Source organism: Burkholderia sp. BCC1208, from assembly GCF_902833095.1.
GTDB lineage: Bacteria > Pseudomonadota > Gammaproteobacteria > Burkholderiales > Burkholderiaceae > Burkholderia.
In genome coordinates this window covers 158,229-171,044 of sequence record NZ_CADFDY010000013.1, presented here as the reverse complement: position 1 = coordinate 171,044, position 12,816 = coordinate 158,229, and the positions used below count along the sequence as shown (strand labels likewise).

The window sequence follows — 12,816 nt, the reverse complement described above, 5'->3', positions numbered from 1 at the left end:
AACGCCACGCTTGCTTACCCGAATCCCGCGCCGGAAAGAAAAAGCCGCACGCCCGCCGAAGCGGACGTGCGGCCTTCGATCGCGGCTGAACCGTGCGACCGCGCAGCGTCAGCCGAGCAGCGGCCGCAGCTCGTTGACGACCTTGAGCTTCGTCTCCGGCGCGCGGCCCTTGCGTGCGCGCTTGCCGATGTGCGGCGCGAGCCCGGCATACGACAGCGTGTCGTCCTGCGCCTTGCCGCCGCGGCCGGTGCCGATCAGCACGACGCCCGCCGGATCGATCGCCAGCGCCTGCACGAGCGTTTCCTTGTCGTCGAGCGCCATCAGGATCACGCCGCGTCCGCCGCCGGACAGCGTCTTCATCTCGTCCATCCCGAACACGAGCAAGCGCCCGCCGCTCGACAGACACGCGACCTGCGTCGCATTCGGCAGCACCGGCATCGGCGCGAGCGGCACCGCGCCCGCATCGATGGTCATGAACGACTTGCCGGCCTTCACGCGGCTCACCATGTCGCCGACCTTCGCGAGGAAGCCGAAGCCGTTGCTCGACGCGAGCAGCAGTTGCTGGTCGGCCGGCGCCGCGTAGTAGTGCATCAGGTGCGAGCCCGATTCGAGCTCGATCAGCGACGTGACCGGCACGCCGTCGCCGCGCCCGCCCGGCAGCACCGACACGTCGACCGAATACACGCGGCCGCTGCTGCCCCACGCGATCAGGCGATCCGGCGTGCGGCACTGGAATGCCGCGTACAGGTGGTCGCCCGCCTTGAACGTGAAGCCGGCCGGGTCGAGCCCGTGGCCCTTCAGCGCACGCACCCAGCCCTTCTGCGATACGACCACCGTCACCGGCTCGTCGACCACCTTCGCCTCGAACGTCGCGCGCTTTTCCTGCTGGATCAGCGTGCGGCGATCGTCGCCGTACTGCTTCGCATCGGCCTCGATCTCCTTGATCATCAGCCGCTTCATCGCGCTTTCGTTCGCGAGCAGCTCCTCGAGCTTCGCCTTCTCGTCGCGCAGCGTCTCGAGTTCCTTCTCGATCTTGATCTTCTCGAGCCGCGCCAATTGACGCAGGCGGATTTCGAGGATGTCCTCGGCCTGCCGCTCGCTGAGGCCGAACGCGCTCATCAGTGCGGCCTTCGGCTCGTCCGACTCGCGGATGATGCGGATCACCTCGTCGATGTTCAGGAAGACGATCATCCGCCCTTCGAGGATGTGGATGCGGTCGTCGACCTTGCCGAGACGGTGGCGCGTGCGTCGCGTCATCGTCAGCTGGCGGAACTTCACCCATTCGTCGAGAATCGTCAGCAGGCCCTTCTGGCCCGGCCGGCCGTCGGCGCCGATCATCACGAGGTTCAGCGTCGCGTTCGATTCGAGGCTCGTGTACGCGAGCAGCGTGTTCACGAATTCCGTCTGGTCGATCGTGCGCGACTTCGGCTCGAACACGAGCCGCACCGCCGCTTCCTTGCCCGACTCGTCGCGCACCGCGTCGAGCAGGTCGAGCATCGCCTTCTTCGTGTTGAGCTGCTCGGGCGTCAGCGTCTTCTTGCCGAGCTTGAGCTTCGGGTTGGTCAGTTCCTCGATTTCCTCGAGCACCTTCTGGCCCGACGTGCTCGGCGGCAGCTCGGTCACGACGAGCTGCCACTGGCCGCGCGCGAGATCCTCGATCTTCCACTTCGCACGCACCTTCAGGCTGCCGCGGCCCGTTTCGTACGCCGCCGAGATTTCGGTGTCGCTCGAGATGATCTGGCCGCCGCCGGGGAAATCCGGTCCGGGAATCAGGTTCATCAGCTCCGCGTGCGTGAGCTTCGGATTGCGGATCAGCGCGACCGCCGCGGCCGCGACCTCGCGCAGGTTGTGCGACGGGATTTCGGTGGCCAGGCCGACCGCGATGCCCGACGCGCCGTTCAGCAGCACGAACGGCATGCGGCTCGGCAGCGTCTTCGGCTCCTCGAACGAGCCGTCGTAGTTCGGCATGAAGTCGACCGTGCCCTGGTCGATCTCGTCGAGCAGCAGCTTCGCGATCGGCGTGAGGCGCGCTTCCGTGTAACGCATCGCCGCCGCGCCGTCGCCGTCGCGCGAGCCGAAGTTGCCCTGCCCGTCGATCAGCGGATAGCGCAGCGAGAAATTCTGTGCGAGACGCACGAGCGCGTCGTACGCCGACTGGTCGCCGTGCGGATGGTATTTACCGAGCACGTCGCCGACCACGCGCGCCGACTTCACCGGCTTCGCGTCGGGCCCGAGGCCCATTTCGTTCATCGCGAACAGGATCCGGCGCTGCACCGGCTTCTGGCCGTCGCACACGTCGGGCAGCGCGCGGCTTTTCACGACGCTGACCGCGTAGCTGAGATACGCCTGTTCCGCGTAGTTGCCGAGCGTCAACGCGTCGCTCTCGGGCGCGTCGGGGCTGGCAAAGAGATCGGAAGTATTGTCGTCCATCTGAATTCCGTATTCGTAAGTGGCGTGAGGCCGGGCCGGGCGTCATGCCCGGCCGCGCGGAAGCGGCGGTGCAGTGTTCGATGTCAAGCGGTGCTGATGCGCCAGCGGATTCGCGTTCGTGGCAAGAAGCAAACCGCAGCGATGCCAGACGCATCGCGAGGATTTGCGACGCCGCCACGGGCGCGAAGGCGCAGCGCATCAGTGCCGATTGGCGTCGAACACTGCACTAAATGTCCGCTTCGACGTCGTTGCCCTTTTCCTCGAGCCAGCCGCGCCGCGCGGCTGCCTCGCCCTTGCCCATCAGCATCGTCATCCGCGCGACGGTCGCGTCGTAGTCGAGCTCGCCAAGCTTCACCGGCATCAGGCGGCGCGTGTCGGGATTCATCGTCGTGTCCCACAGCTGCTCGGCGCTCATTTCGCCGAGGCCCTTGAAGCGGCTGATGCTCCACTGCGTGTCGCGCACGCCGTCCTTGCGCAGCTTGTCGAGCGTCGCCTCGAGTTCGCCGTCGTCGAGCGCATAGAGCTTCTGCGCGGGCTTCTTGCCGCGCGCGGGCGCGTCGACGCGGAACAGCGGCGGGCGCGCCACATAGACATGGCCGCGCTCGATCAATTGCGGGAAATGCTTGAAGAACAGCGTGAGCAGCAGCACCTGGATGTGCGAGCCGTCGACGTCCGCGTCCGACAGGATGCAGATCTTGCCGTAGCGCAGATTCGACAGGTCGACGGTGTCGTCCGGGCTGTGCGGATCGACGCCGATCGCGACCGAGATGTCGTGCACCTCGTTGTTCGCGAACAGGCGGTCGCGCTCGGTTTCCCACGTGTTCAGCACCTTGCCGCGCAGCGGCAGGATCGCCTGGTATTCCTTGTCGCGGCCCATCTTCGCGGAGCCGCCCGCCGAGTCGCCCTCGACGAGGAACAGTTCGTTGCGCGCGATATCTTCCGTCTCGCAGTCGGTCAGCTTGCCGGGCAGCACCGCGACGCCCGAGCTCTTGCGCTTCTCGACCTTCTGGCCCGCGCGCGTACGCGCCTGCGCCTGCTTGATCACGAGTTCCGCGAGCTTCTTGCCGTGCTCGACGTGCTGGTTCAGCCACAGTTCGAGCGCCGGACGCGAGAACGACGACACGAGCTTCACCGCATCGCGGCTGTTCAGCCGTTCCTTGATCTGCCCCTGGAACTGCGGATCGAGCACCTTCGCGGACAGCACGAACGACACGCGCGCGAACACGTCTTCCGCGAGCAGCTTCACGCCCTTCGGCTGCAGGTTGTGCAGTTCGACGAAGCTCTTCACCGCCTGATAGAGACCGTCGCGCAGGCCCGACTCGTGCGTGCCGCCGGCCGGCGTGGGGATCAGGTTCACGTACGACTCGCGCACGAGCGAGCCTTCCTCGCTCCATGCGACGACCCACGACGCGCCTTCGCCCTCGGCGAAGGTTTCGTCGATCGAACGCGAATCGGCGAAACGCTCGCCTTCGAACAGCGGGATCAGCAGCTCGCTGCCGTTCATTTCGTCGAGCAGGTAGCCGCGCAGGCCGTCTTCGTACTTCCACGTCTGGCGCTCGCCCGTTTTCTCGTTGACGAACACGACCTCGACGCCCGGCAGCAGCACGGCCTTCGAGCGCAGCAGGCGCTGCAGCTCGCCGAGCGGCAGGTTCGGCGAATCGAAGTACTTCGGATTCGGCCACACCTGCACGCGCGTGCCGGATTTCTTCTCGCCTCGGCCTGCGCCTTGCGTCGCGAGCGGCTTCACGACGTCGCCGTCGGCGAAGCCGAGCTCGGCGATCTTGCCGTCGCGCCAGACCGTCACGTCGAGACGCGTCGCAAGTGCGTTCGTCACCGACACGCCGACCCCGTGCAGGCCGCCCGAGAACGTATAGGCGCCGCCCGCGGCCTTGTCGAACTTGCCGCCCGCATGCAGGCGCGTGAACACGATCTCGACGACCGGCACGCCTTCTTCGGGGTGCATGCCGAACGGGATGCCGCGGCCGTCGTCGTCGACCGACACCGACTGGTCGGCGTGCAGCGTGACCGTGATCTGCTTGCCGTAACCGCCGAGCGCCTCGTCGGACGCGTTGTCGATGACTTCCTGGATGATGTGCAGCGGATTTTCGGTACGGGTGTACATGCCGGGCCGCTGCTTGACCGGCTCGAGACCCTTGAGCACCTTGATCGATGCTTCGCTATAGGCCGCGCTGGGTTTCTTCGTTGACATAGGCGCTGAATTTCGTCATTCATCGGGACGTTGTCCACACCTCGTGTGGATAACGTCGTGGACAAAACGTTGAGTTCTGTAAAAAAGCGAATCGAAACAACGGTGTGCTTGGACTGCTCCGAAAGCGGGCGCGCGGCGTGCGCGGCGCGCCCCTGAACGCGCGGTATTTTACTGGTTCCGCGTGACGCGCCAATCGCGGGATCGGCGCGCGCCGCACGCGTCACGCCGGCTTGCGCTTCGCCTCGAGCGTTTCCCACCGTTCGAGCGCGGCGAGCAGTTCGTCGTCGATCGCCGCGAACCGCTCGGTCAGGCGCGTGCCTTCCTGCGGATCCTTCGCGAAAATCGAGCCGTCGTCGAGCTGCGCATTGATCGTCTTCTGCTCCGCTTCGAGCGCGGCGATCTTCTCCGGCAGCGAATCGAGTTCGCGCTGCTCGTTGAACGACAGCTTCACCGTGCGCTGCGCGTTGCGGCCCGCCGCGCTCTTCGCCGGCTCGTCCTTCGCGGGCGCCGCTTCCTTGACCGTGCGCTTCGCCGCCTCCTGCTGCGCGAGCTGCTCAGAGCGTTCGCTCTGGATCTGCCAGTCGGTGAAGCCGCCGACGTATTCGCGCCACTTGCCGTCGCCCTCGGCCGCGATCACCGACGTCACGACGTTGTCGAGGAACGCGCGATCGTGGCTGACGAGCAGCACCGTGCCGTCGTAGTCGGCCAGCAGCTCTTCGAGCAGTTCGAGCGTCGGGATATCGAGATCGTTGGTCGGTTCGTCGAGCACCAGCACGTTGGCCGGCCGCGCGAACAGGCGCGCGAGCAGCAGCCGGTTGCGCTCGCCGCCCGACAGCGACTTCACCGGCGAACGCGCGCGTTCCGGTGCGAACAGGAAATCGCCGAGATAGCTCATCACGTGCTTGCGCACGCCGCCGATCTCGACCCATTCGCTGCCGGGGCTGATCGTATCCGCGAGGCTCTTCTCCTGGTCGAGCTGCGCGCGCATCTGGTCGAAATACGCGACCTGCAGGTTCGTGCCGGTGCGCACCGTGCCTTCGTCTGGCTTCAGGTCGCCGAGGATCAGCTTCAGCAGCGTGGTCTTGCCGGCGCCGTTCGGGCCGACGAAGCCGATCTTGTCGCCGCGCATGACCGTCGTCGAGAAACGGTCGACCACCGTGCGGCCGCCGTAACGCTTCGTCACGTCGGTCAGCTCCGCGACGATCTTGCCGGACTTCTCGCCCTGCGCGACGTCGAGCTTCACGTTGCCCTGCGCATTGCGGCGCTCGGCATGCTCGTTGCGCATTTGCACGAGCCGCGCGATGCGGCCGACGCTGCGCGTACGGCGCGCTTCGACGCCCTTGCGGATCCACACCTCTTCCTGCGCGAGCAGCTTGTCGAATTTCTCGTTCTCCACGCGCTCGACTTCGAGCTGCTGCGCCTTGCGCGTCTGGTACGCGGAGAAATTGCCCGGATACGACAGCAGCCGGCCGCGATCGAGCTCGACGATGCGCGTCGCGACGCGATCGAGGAACGCGCGATCGTGGGTGATGAACAGCAGCCCCGCGCGCTGCGCGACGAGCAGCTCCTCGAGCCAGCGGATGCCGTCGAAGTCGAGGTGGTTGGTCGGTTCGTCGAGCAGCAGCACGTCGGGTTGCAGCACCAGCGCGCGCGCCAGCGCGACGCGCTTCTGCATCCCGCCCGACAGTGCGTCGACGCTGGCGTCGCCGTCTTGCAGGCCGATCTGCGCGAGCGTCATCGATACGCGCGTGCGCCAGTTCCACGCGTCGTGGGTGTCCAGCGACGACTGCAGTGCGTTCATCCGCGCGAGCAGCGCATCGTGCTCGGCGCCTTCCGGTATCTCCGCGAGACGGTGTGCGATCGAATCGTATTCTTCGAGCAGTTCGCGCGTGTGCGCCAGCCCCGACGCGACCGCGTCGAATACCGTCGCGCCCGGCTCGAATTCGGGCTCCTGCGGCACGTAGACGGTCACCAGCTCCTGCTGGCGCGTGATCAGCCCGTCGTCGGCCTTCGCGAGGCCGGCCACGATCTTCAGCAGCGACGACTTGCCCGCGCCGTTGCGGCCGATCAGGCCGACGCGCTCGCCGGCTTCCAGCGAGAAATCCGCGTGATCGAGCAACGCGACGTGACCGAACGCGAGCTGCGCGCCGGTAATGGAATAGAGCGACATGGGGAGACGGCGAAGAGAGGAATCGGAAGCGCCCATTGTACCGGTCGCGGAGGCCGGTATCGGCTCGGCCGGATGGACGAACGCCGCAGGTCGCGCTTGAAGCGCATCGGCGCGGTGCCGTGAGCGGGTTGCGGCCGGTTTCCGGTACGGATGCCGGCCGCGGTTTGCGTACCCGCGAAAACGGCCGAATGCCGGCCGGATGCCAGAGCCGGCCGATCGGCAGATCCCGCGCGCGGCGCATCCGCCTGCGCGGGATGCACGGTTATTTCACGTTGACCGTGATCGTCGAGCTCATTTCGGGGCCGTACGAACGGTGCGCACCGTCACCGAGCTGCAGCGTCAGCGTGTGCTGGCCGGGCGGCAGCTTCACGTCGGTTTCGGTCTGGGCCTTGCCGAAATGCAGCGAACGGTCGGTCGCCGGGATCACATCGCCCTTCGGCACCGGCTTGCCGTCGATCAGCAGATGATGGTGACCGGTATCCGGGGTCATGTCGCCGGCCGGCTTGAGCGCCATGCCGTCGAGACCGAACTTCACGTGCACGGGGCTCGACACCGTCGCGCCGTCCTGCGGCTCGACGAAGAACACACGCGCTTCGGCGCGCGCGAGTGTCGACACGGCCAGCGCCGCGACACAGACTGCACCCGCGATCCACTTTCTGTTGAGCATCGTTACCTCCTTCAGATTGACAGGCTCACGAAGCATACACTGCATGCGCGGCCGACGCGTCGGCGTCGAAGCGTTACGGTCGGATAGATGCCCAAGGCGAGCGTCTTCTGCTTGCCAAGGAAGCGGTAAGACGAGCGCCGGTACTTCGCGGCGCTCGGTTGGACGAGCAAGAACATCCCGCCACCGTCCGTGAGTTTGTACCGTGCCGCGCTGGCCTTCGCGTTCCGTACCTGTACGTCAGTGAGAGGCATTGTTGGTATCTGCCGATACCAACACTTTCTCCGGCTGTCACTGAGCAACCTTGGGTAACGATGTGAGGAGAGCGTCGCCAGACGGGCCTGAACGGGGCGATGTCTTGTGAATCTTGGGGATGGTTTGGAGCTTGACTGGTCCCCCCGACAGGAATCGAACCTGTATCTAGCGCTTAGGAGGCGCTTGTTCTATCCATTGAACTACGGGGAGGGCCATGTCCGCAGTCGCGTAAAAAACGCGAACCGGACGGCGGCATGGACAGCGCGCAGAGTATAGCAAACGCGCGGCGCGTCGGCGGGGCGGAATGCACACCGACGTGCGTGTCAATTAATCAACCGCGATCGGAACGGAAAATCAGAAATCGACGACGACGAAATCGTCCTTACCCACGTCGCACAGCGGGCAGCGCCAGTCGGCGGGAATGTCGGCGAAACGGGTGCCGGCCGCGATGCCTTCGTCGGGCAGTCCTTCAGCTTCGTTGTAGACCCACCCGCAAATCAGGCAGACCCAGCTCTGGTATTCGGTTACTTCGCTCATGTTGCGCTCGGGATAATGAAATTCGGCGATACCGTCCGCAGCCTCGCCGGCGGACGAAAGGCGCAATGGTACCGGAATTTCGCCGAACACCTGCGCAACGTCGTTTTAAACGTACGCATCGCGAACAACGCGACAGCACGGAAGAAGCGCGACGAGGCCGGCGAGCAGACCGCGGCTGACATCAATCCGGGCAGAAGGACGCGAAACGGGCTGCCGAAATCGCGGCGGCGACCGGTCAATATCATCCACGCCATTTGCCCACCTTCCCTTGCTGCGACTCCGGATGCGGGGGCCTCACTCGTGCTAGCGTTAGCCGCAGTGCCGCATGTTTCAACCTAGCGGCCGACGAATGGAGATACTGCAACCGCCCACATTCCAAGAAGAACCAGACACTCGATGGCGAACATTACTTGGTCGTATGTATTGCGAAGCGCTGATCGCATCGCATAAACGACGTAAATCAATGTAAAGAGCGGGGTGACGACCCACGTGGCAGCGGTCAACAAAACGAAGCCCGTTGTGCCGGCTGTAAAAATTCCGCTATGAAATCCGCCGACCTCGACATAGCAGTATGCAAAGCCGATCCACGGAATCCACAATCCGATGAAGGTAGCGATAGCGAGCGTGATCGCACCTGATGAAGGCCCAGATTCAGCGCTCTCGATGTCTTGTGATTCGTTCATAGTGTCGTTCCTCTCAGGAACGGACTCTACACCGCCACCGCACCAAACGCGGAGAACAGATCAACAAATCTCAGGAACGCTCACCATCTACTTGTCCAACCTAGAAATATGAATTCTGTCAGGGGGATCAGCCAAGCTCCAAACTTCCCCCAAGATTCAAGCCCCCGCTCAAGCCACGACCACCGTAAACTCGACCCCCGACTCAAAATCCAGCGTCGTGGTCGAAAACCGCGGATCCTCGTCGAGGTAATGCTTGTACGGTCGGACGGCGTCTTCGGCCGTGTACATGTTGTCAGCCAGCACGACCGATCCCGGCCGCAGCAGGCGCTCGATCTGCTTGAACAGCTTCAGATAGGCGTCAGCCCATACGTCGATAAACACCATGTCGACGGTCCCGTCCAGTTCGGCAACCGTCTCGAACACATCGCCCTCCCGCAAGTCGACATAGGCGTCCAGCCCTGCTGTTTCGACGTGAGCCCGCAAACGCGCGCATTTGAGCGCATCACGTTCGGTCGCGATGACCACGCCACGGCCCAACATACGCAGCGCGTCGGCGAAATACAGAGTCGACACGCCACAGGAACTGCCAAGTTCAAGAATTCTGCCCGACCGTTGCGACAACACGGTGTTGCGCAAGAATCGTCCCGTTTCCGCCGACACGGCCAACGATAGCGCACCGCTTTCCGACGATTCGAAATCGTCGCTGAAGAGGCCGAACGTTTCGAGAAAGCGCCCTCGCAGCCGGGGTGCGAGCGCTTCGTATTCGTCGACGAGCGTCGGAAACGCCGCATTCGGCCCCTGGAACTGCGCGCGGGCCCGGGCGATGATTTCGCTCCGGCTTTCTTCATGAAGCCGTTGCAGAAGAACGTCGATGGTTGAAGCCAAGTGCATTCCTTGACGAGATTGATCACATGAACGGCGTATCCAGCGGCTGCCATCCGCCCGACTGCCGCGATACCGCTCCATCATCTGCGAGCACGGCCGACGCTACGCCCTTCTGGCGAGCGTGATCGCGCGTTCGGGACACGCCGTCACGCAAAGCCCGCATGATCGGCAGGCTTGCGCATTCGGCGTGTAGGCGACTTTCATTCCATGCACGCGCAGTTTCAAGCGATGCATCAGACCGAGGTCGACGTAATCGGCCTGATCGATGCGCCGCACCTCGAACACGTTTTCCGGGCAAACGGTGACGCAATCCCCCTTGCCTTCGCAACGTTTCAGATCGACGACCGGCGCAATCACACCCGCCTTCTGTTTGCAGTCGTCCGATGATTTTTCGCGCATGTTCACTCCTCCGTGCGCCGGGTGCCGCGCGATCGCCATGCGGCCCGGAACTGCTCGCGCTCTTCGGGCGTCATGGCTTCCCACTTGCGCCAGTGGCGCCGGCCGTGCCAGCCGCGGTGTCCGCGAAATCCACCGAACAGGATGCGGCTCAACACGAGGAGGCCCAGCGCATGGGCGAAGTCGATCGTCCGGGCGCCGACGAATAGCGCCGGAACCACCCAGTTCCACAGCATCATGACGACCCATCCGAGCACGCCTATGGCGACCACCACGAGCAGCGCCTTGCCCGCACATCTGATTCGAAAATTCATCCGTCGACTCCTCTAGCTATCCAGTTCGTCATAAATGGGTTGCAGCCGAGCACGCAGATGCAAGACCGCGTAGCGTTTGCGCGCAAGCAGCGTATTGAGCGTGACGCCGCTTTGCGCGGCCATCTCCTTGAAGGACAGCCCCTCCAGTTCGTGTGCGATAAAAACCTCGCGCTGATTCGCCGGCAACTCGTCGAGCGCATCCTGCAACGCCTTGAGCAACAGCGTGCGAGCGTAGAGCGCTTCAGGGCCGGCATCGTGCGCCGGTAACGCGAGATCCAGCCGATATTCGCTGTCCGCTTCGTCGTCGGCATCGACCAGATCGGTCAGCGGCTGCTCCTTCCTTTTGCGAAAACGATCGATGATGCGGTTGCGCGCGGCACGGAACAGCCACGCACTCGCCTGTTCGATCGGCGCGGGAAGTCGATAAGCCTGGACGAATTCGTGGAGCACATCCTGCAGAACGTCCTCGGCATCGTCCGGGTCGCGTATCCGGCGCCGAATGAAGTTCCCTAGCCTCGTTCGTTCACGCATCACCGTCGCAGTGATGTCGCGGTCTGGGTCGGTCATCGTTTGCGAAGTGGGTGGCGGTTCCATGCGTCTGAAGACGTTTCAGGCCCGCGAATATTGTGGCGAGTATGAAAAATTTCCGGCCGTACGCGTCGGCTTCACTGCGTCGCAGCCGTTTCAAGGAACAGGCCCGATATGTCATCGGACCGTCTTCGCACGAATCGTTTGACTCTGCGCACCGACCCAAGTACACTTCGCGCCGCGGGGTGGAGCAGTCTGGCAGCTCGTCGGGCTCATAACCCGAAGGTCGTAGGTTCAAATCCTACCCCCGCAACCAAATGCCGAAGCCCGCTTTGCGAAAGCAAGCGGGCTTTTTGCTGTTGGACGGTCCGGGAATGTTGATTGCGCGCGCAGATAGCACACGAATGATGTGTGCAATCGAGCATTCGCCACGATATGCAACACGCGAGCGCACCTCGTCCGTTCGCCGCAGAGATGCGCCGAACGTTGCGTAGAATTCCGAACCTTCTTCGGTTCAGCACACGGACTTCACCCATGCTTCGGACGATCGCGGCGCTCGCCGCGCTTTCAGCGATGATCGGCACGGCCAACGCCGCCGACACCGGCACGGCCTCCGCCAAACAGCGCTACGTCAGCCCGGGCATCGCCAACGTAACTGCCTCGGCAGCCCCGCGTGCGGATAATACTTCCCCCGACGCCCGCTGCCGGGAACTGGCCGCCGGCATCGACGCGGTCACGCACTCGCCCGATCGCGGCCAGAAGGTCGTGCGCGGGATGGGCCCGGACGGCAAGCCGCGCAACGAACTGCGGGCCTACGACAAACGGGCCGACCTGGAAGCCGAGCACCAGCGGCTCGGCTGCTGATAACGCCTCCCACCGATACCCGGCCCGCTCACGCCCGGCATCGGCCTTTACGCATTCGCCCCGCCGTCGATCGTCAAGCCGGTCCCGTTGATCGATCGTCCTTCCGGCCCGACGACGAACGCCACGAGCGCGGCCACGTCGTCGGCCTTGCCGTATTCCTGAATCGCCATTCGCGAACGTTGCGCATCGGCATGTTCGCCGTCGGCCGGGTTCATATCGGTATCGGTCGACCCCGGATGCACGATGTTGACCGTGATGCCGCGCGAGCCGAGATCACGCGCGAGCCCTTGCGTCCAGCCGATCAACGCAGCCTTGCTCGCCGCATAGAGGCTCATCCCGGCATCGGGCACGCGCGTCGCGAGGCAACTGCCGGTCGACACGATGCGCCCGCCCTCCCCGAGATGACGCGCCGCCGCCTGCGATGCGACGATCACCGCACGCACGTTCACGTTCAGCGTCGCGTCGATATCGTCGAGCGTGAGGTCGTCCAGCGCGCCGGCCCGGAAAATCCCTGCGTTGTTGACGAGAACGTCGAGGCCGCCGAACGCCTCCGCGGCACGATCGACCGCGTCGCGCACGGCAACCGGATCGGCGCTGTCGGCCTGGATCGCAATGGCGCGACGGCCCAGCGCTTCGATGCCGGCGACGACGGCCTGCGCCCGCTCGGCCGATTTTTCATACGTGATCGCCACGTCGGCGCCATCGGCCGCCAGCCGCTTTGCGATCGCCGCGCCGATGCCGCGGCTACCGCCCGTGATGAGTGCACGCTTGCCCTGAAGTCGGTTCATGTCGGTTCCTTTCCTCATTTATGTAACAACCAACACAGAATGTGACAAGTTGCGTCGCACAGTCAATTGATTTATTGTGTCGATCGATACAGA

General features: G+C 64.4%; 13 protein-coding genes, 2 tRNA genes and 1 pseudogene. 3 read left to right on the top strand and 13 right to left on the bottom strand.

What is annotated here, in order from left to right; genetic code table 11:
* Window positions 1-108 precede the first annotated feature (108 nt).
* The 7 genes and pseudogenes from parC to HWX09_RS29695 form a co-directional block, all read right to left on the bottom strand.
* Window positions 109-2,430 carry a DNA topoisomerase IV subunit A gene (gene parC / locus HWX09_RS29720; protein WP_027785084.1) on the bottom strand — a complete coding sequence of 774 codons (2,322 nt, stop codon included), beginning with the start codon at window positions 2,428-2,430 and terminating at the stop codon, window positions 109-111.
* Window positions 2,431-2,656: 226 nt separating this feature from the next.
* The gene (parE, locus tag HWX09_RS29715) at window positions 2,657-4,639 is read right to left on the bottom strand and encodes a DNA topoisomerase IV subunit B (protein WP_027785085.1); all 1,983 of its coding nucleotides are present in this window, start codon (window positions 4,637-4,639) and stop codon (window positions 2,657-2,659) included.
* Window positions 4,640-4,859: 220 nt separating this feature from the next.
* Entirely contained in the window at window positions 4,860-6,809 is a 1,950-nt protein-coding gene (locus tag HWX09_RS29710) for an ATP-binding cassette domain-containing protein (RefSeq protein WP_027785086.1), read from the bottom strand.
* A gap of 262 nt (window positions 6,810-7,071) precedes the next feature.
* Window positions 7,072-7,476, bottom strand: coding sequence for a DUF4399 domain-containing protein (locus tag HWX09_RS29705; protein ID WP_027785087.1), 405 nt, complete (start codon window positions 7,474-7,476; stop codon window positions 7,072-7,074).
* 68 nt (window positions 7,477-7,544) lie between these two features.
* Window positions 7,545-7,727, bottom strand: a pseudogene (locus tag HWX09_RS34020) (Arm DNA-binding domain-containing protein); the annotation flags it as partial.
* Window positions 7,728-7,863: 136 nt separating this feature from the next.
* Window positions 7,864-7,938 (bottom strand) — tRNA-Arg (locus HWX09_RS29700).
* Between the two features lie 144 nt (window positions 7,939-8,082).
* Window positions 8,083-8,265 carry a rubredoxin gene (locus HWX09_RS29695; protein ID WP_027785088.1) on the bottom strand — a complete coding sequence of 61 codons (183 nt, stop codon included), beginning with the start codon at window positions 8,263-8,265 and terminating at the stop codon, window positions 8,083-8,085.
* 15 nt (window positions 8,266-8,280) lie between these two features.
* Between HWX09_RS29695 and HWX09_RS29690 the strand changes: the two genes are divergently transcribed.
* Window positions 8,281-8,604: a hypothetical protein gene (locus HWX09_RS29690; RefSeq protein ID WP_080681357.1), complete on the top strand. Its 324-nt coding sequence runs from the start codon at window positions 8,281-8,283 to the stop codon at window positions 8,602-8,604.
* Here HWX09_RS29690 and HWX09_RS29685 read toward each other — a convergent pair.
* The 5 genes from HWX09_RS29685 to HWX09_RS29665 all read right to left on the bottom strand — a co-directional run bounded on the left by HWX09_RS29685 (window position 8,601) and on the right by HWX09_RS29665 (window position 11,137).
* Complete coding sequence (locus HWX09_RS29685) at window positions 8,601-8,948, bottom strand: hypothetical protein (RefSeq protein WP_155257373.1); 348 nt, start codon at window positions 8,946-8,948, stop codon at window positions 8,601-8,603. The genes HWX09_RS29690 and HWX09_RS29685 overlap by 4 nt on opposite strands.
* Window positions 8,949-9,116: 168 nt before the next feature.
* The gene (locus HWX09_RS29680) at window positions 9,117-9,839 is read right to left on the bottom strand and encodes a class I SAM-dependent methyltransferase (protein ID WP_089500518.1); all 723 of its coding nucleotides are present in this window, start codon (window positions 9,837-9,839) and stop codon (window positions 9,117-9,119) included.
* Window positions 9,840-9,935: 96 nt separating this feature from the next.
* The gene (locus HWX09_RS29675; RefSeq protein ID WP_027785090.1) at window positions 9,936-10,232 is read right to left on the bottom strand and encodes a 4Fe-4S dicluster domain-containing protein; all 297 of its coding nucleotides are present in this window, start codon (window positions 10,230-10,232) and stop codon (window positions 9,936-9,938) included.
* A 2-nt stretch (window positions 10,233-10,234) separates the two neighbouring features.
* Window positions 10,235-10,543: a hypothetical protein gene (locus HWX09_RS29670; RefSeq protein ID WP_027785091.1), complete on the bottom strand. Its 309-nt coding sequence runs from the start codon at window positions 10,541-10,543 to the stop codon at window positions 10,235-10,237.
* A 12-nt stretch (window positions 10,544-10,555) separates the two neighbouring features.
* Window positions 10,556-11,137 carry a sigma-70 family RNA polymerase sigma factor gene (locus HWX09_RS29665; protein ID WP_027785092.1) on the bottom strand — a complete coding sequence of 194 codons (582 nt, stop codon included), beginning with the start codon at window positions 11,135-11,137 and terminating at the stop codon, window positions 10,556-10,558.
* 173 nt (window positions 11,138-11,310) lie between these two features.
* Between HWX09_RS29665 and HWX09_RS29660 the strand changes: the two genes are divergently transcribed.
* Window positions 11,311-11,387 (top strand) — tRNA-Met (locus tag HWX09_RS29660).
* Between the two features lie 218 nt (window positions 11,388-11,605).
* Window positions 11,606-11,935 (top strand): hypothetical protein, encoded by a 330-nt coding sequence (locus HWX09_RS29655; RefSeq protein WP_027785093.1) that lies wholly within the window; start codon window positions 11,606-11,608, stop codon window positions 11,933-11,935.
* Between the two features lie 47 nt (window positions 11,936-11,982).
* Here HWX09_RS29655 and HWX09_RS29650 read toward each other — a convergent pair whose 3' ends face one another.
* A complete protein-coding gene (locus HWX09_RS29650) occupies window positions 11,983-12,723 on the bottom strand; it encodes an SDR family NAD(P)-dependent oxidoreductase (protein ID WP_027785094.1) in 741 nt (246 codons plus the stop codon).
* Between the last annotated feature and the right edge of the window lie 93 nt (window positions 12,724-12,816).

What these genes read in the sequence shown, in the direction of transcription:
- parC (WP_027785084.1), bottom strand. Translation starts at nt 2,430, where the DNA reads ATGGACGACAATACTTCCGATCTCTTTGCCAGCCCCGACGCGCCCGAG.
- parE (WP_027785085.1), bottom strand. Translation starts at nt 4,639, where the DNA reads ATGTCAACGAAGAAACCCAGCGCGGCCTATAGCGAAGCATCGATCAAG.
- HWX09_RS29710 (WP_027785086.1), bottom strand. Translation starts at nt 6,809, where the DNA reads ATGTCGCTCTATTCCATTACCGGCGCGCAGCTCGCGTTCGGTCACGTC.
- HWX09_RS29705 (WP_027785087.1), bottom strand. Translation starts at nt 7,476, where the DNA reads ATGCTCAACAGAAAGTGGATCGCGGGTGCAGTCTGTGTCGCGGCGCTG.
- HWX09_RS29695 (WP_027785088.1), bottom strand. Translation starts at nt 8,265, where the DNA reads ATGAGCGAAGTAACCGAATACCAGAGCTGGGTCTGCCTGATTTGCGGG.
- HWX09_RS29690 (WP_080681357.1), top strand. Translation starts at nt 8,281, where the DNA reads ATGAAATTCGGCGATACCGTCCGCAGCCTCGCCGGCGGACGAAAGGCG.
- HWX09_RS29685 (WP_155257373.1), bottom strand. Translation starts at nt 8,948, where the DNA reads ATGAACGAATCACAAGACATCGAGAGCGCTGAATCTGGGCCTTCATCA.
- HWX09_RS29680 (WP_089500518.1), bottom strand. Translation starts at nt 9,839, where the DNA reads ATGCACTTGGCTTCAACCATCGACGTTCTTCTGCAACGGCTTCATGAA.
- HWX09_RS29675 (WP_027785090.1), bottom strand. Translation starts at nt 10,232, where the DNA reads ATGCGCGAAAAATCATCGGACGACTGCAAACAGAAGGCGGGTGTGATT.
- HWX09_RS29670 (WP_027785091.1), bottom strand. Translation starts at nt 10,543, where the DNA reads ATGAATTTTCGAATCAGATGTGCGGGCAAGGCGCTGCTCGTGGTGGTC.
- HWX09_RS29665 (WP_027785092.1), bottom strand. Translation starts at nt 11,137, where the DNA reads ATGGAACCGCCACCCACTTCGCAAACGATGACCGACCCAGACCGCGAC.
- HWX09_RS29655 (WP_027785093.1), top strand. Translation starts at nt 11,606, where the DNA reads ATGCTTCGGACGATCGCGGCGCTCGCCGCGCTTTCAGCGATGATCGGC.
- HWX09_RS29650 (WP_027785094.1), bottom strand. Translation starts at nt 12,723, where the DNA reads ATGAACCGACTTCAGGGCAAGCGTGCACTCATCACGGGCGGTAGCCGC.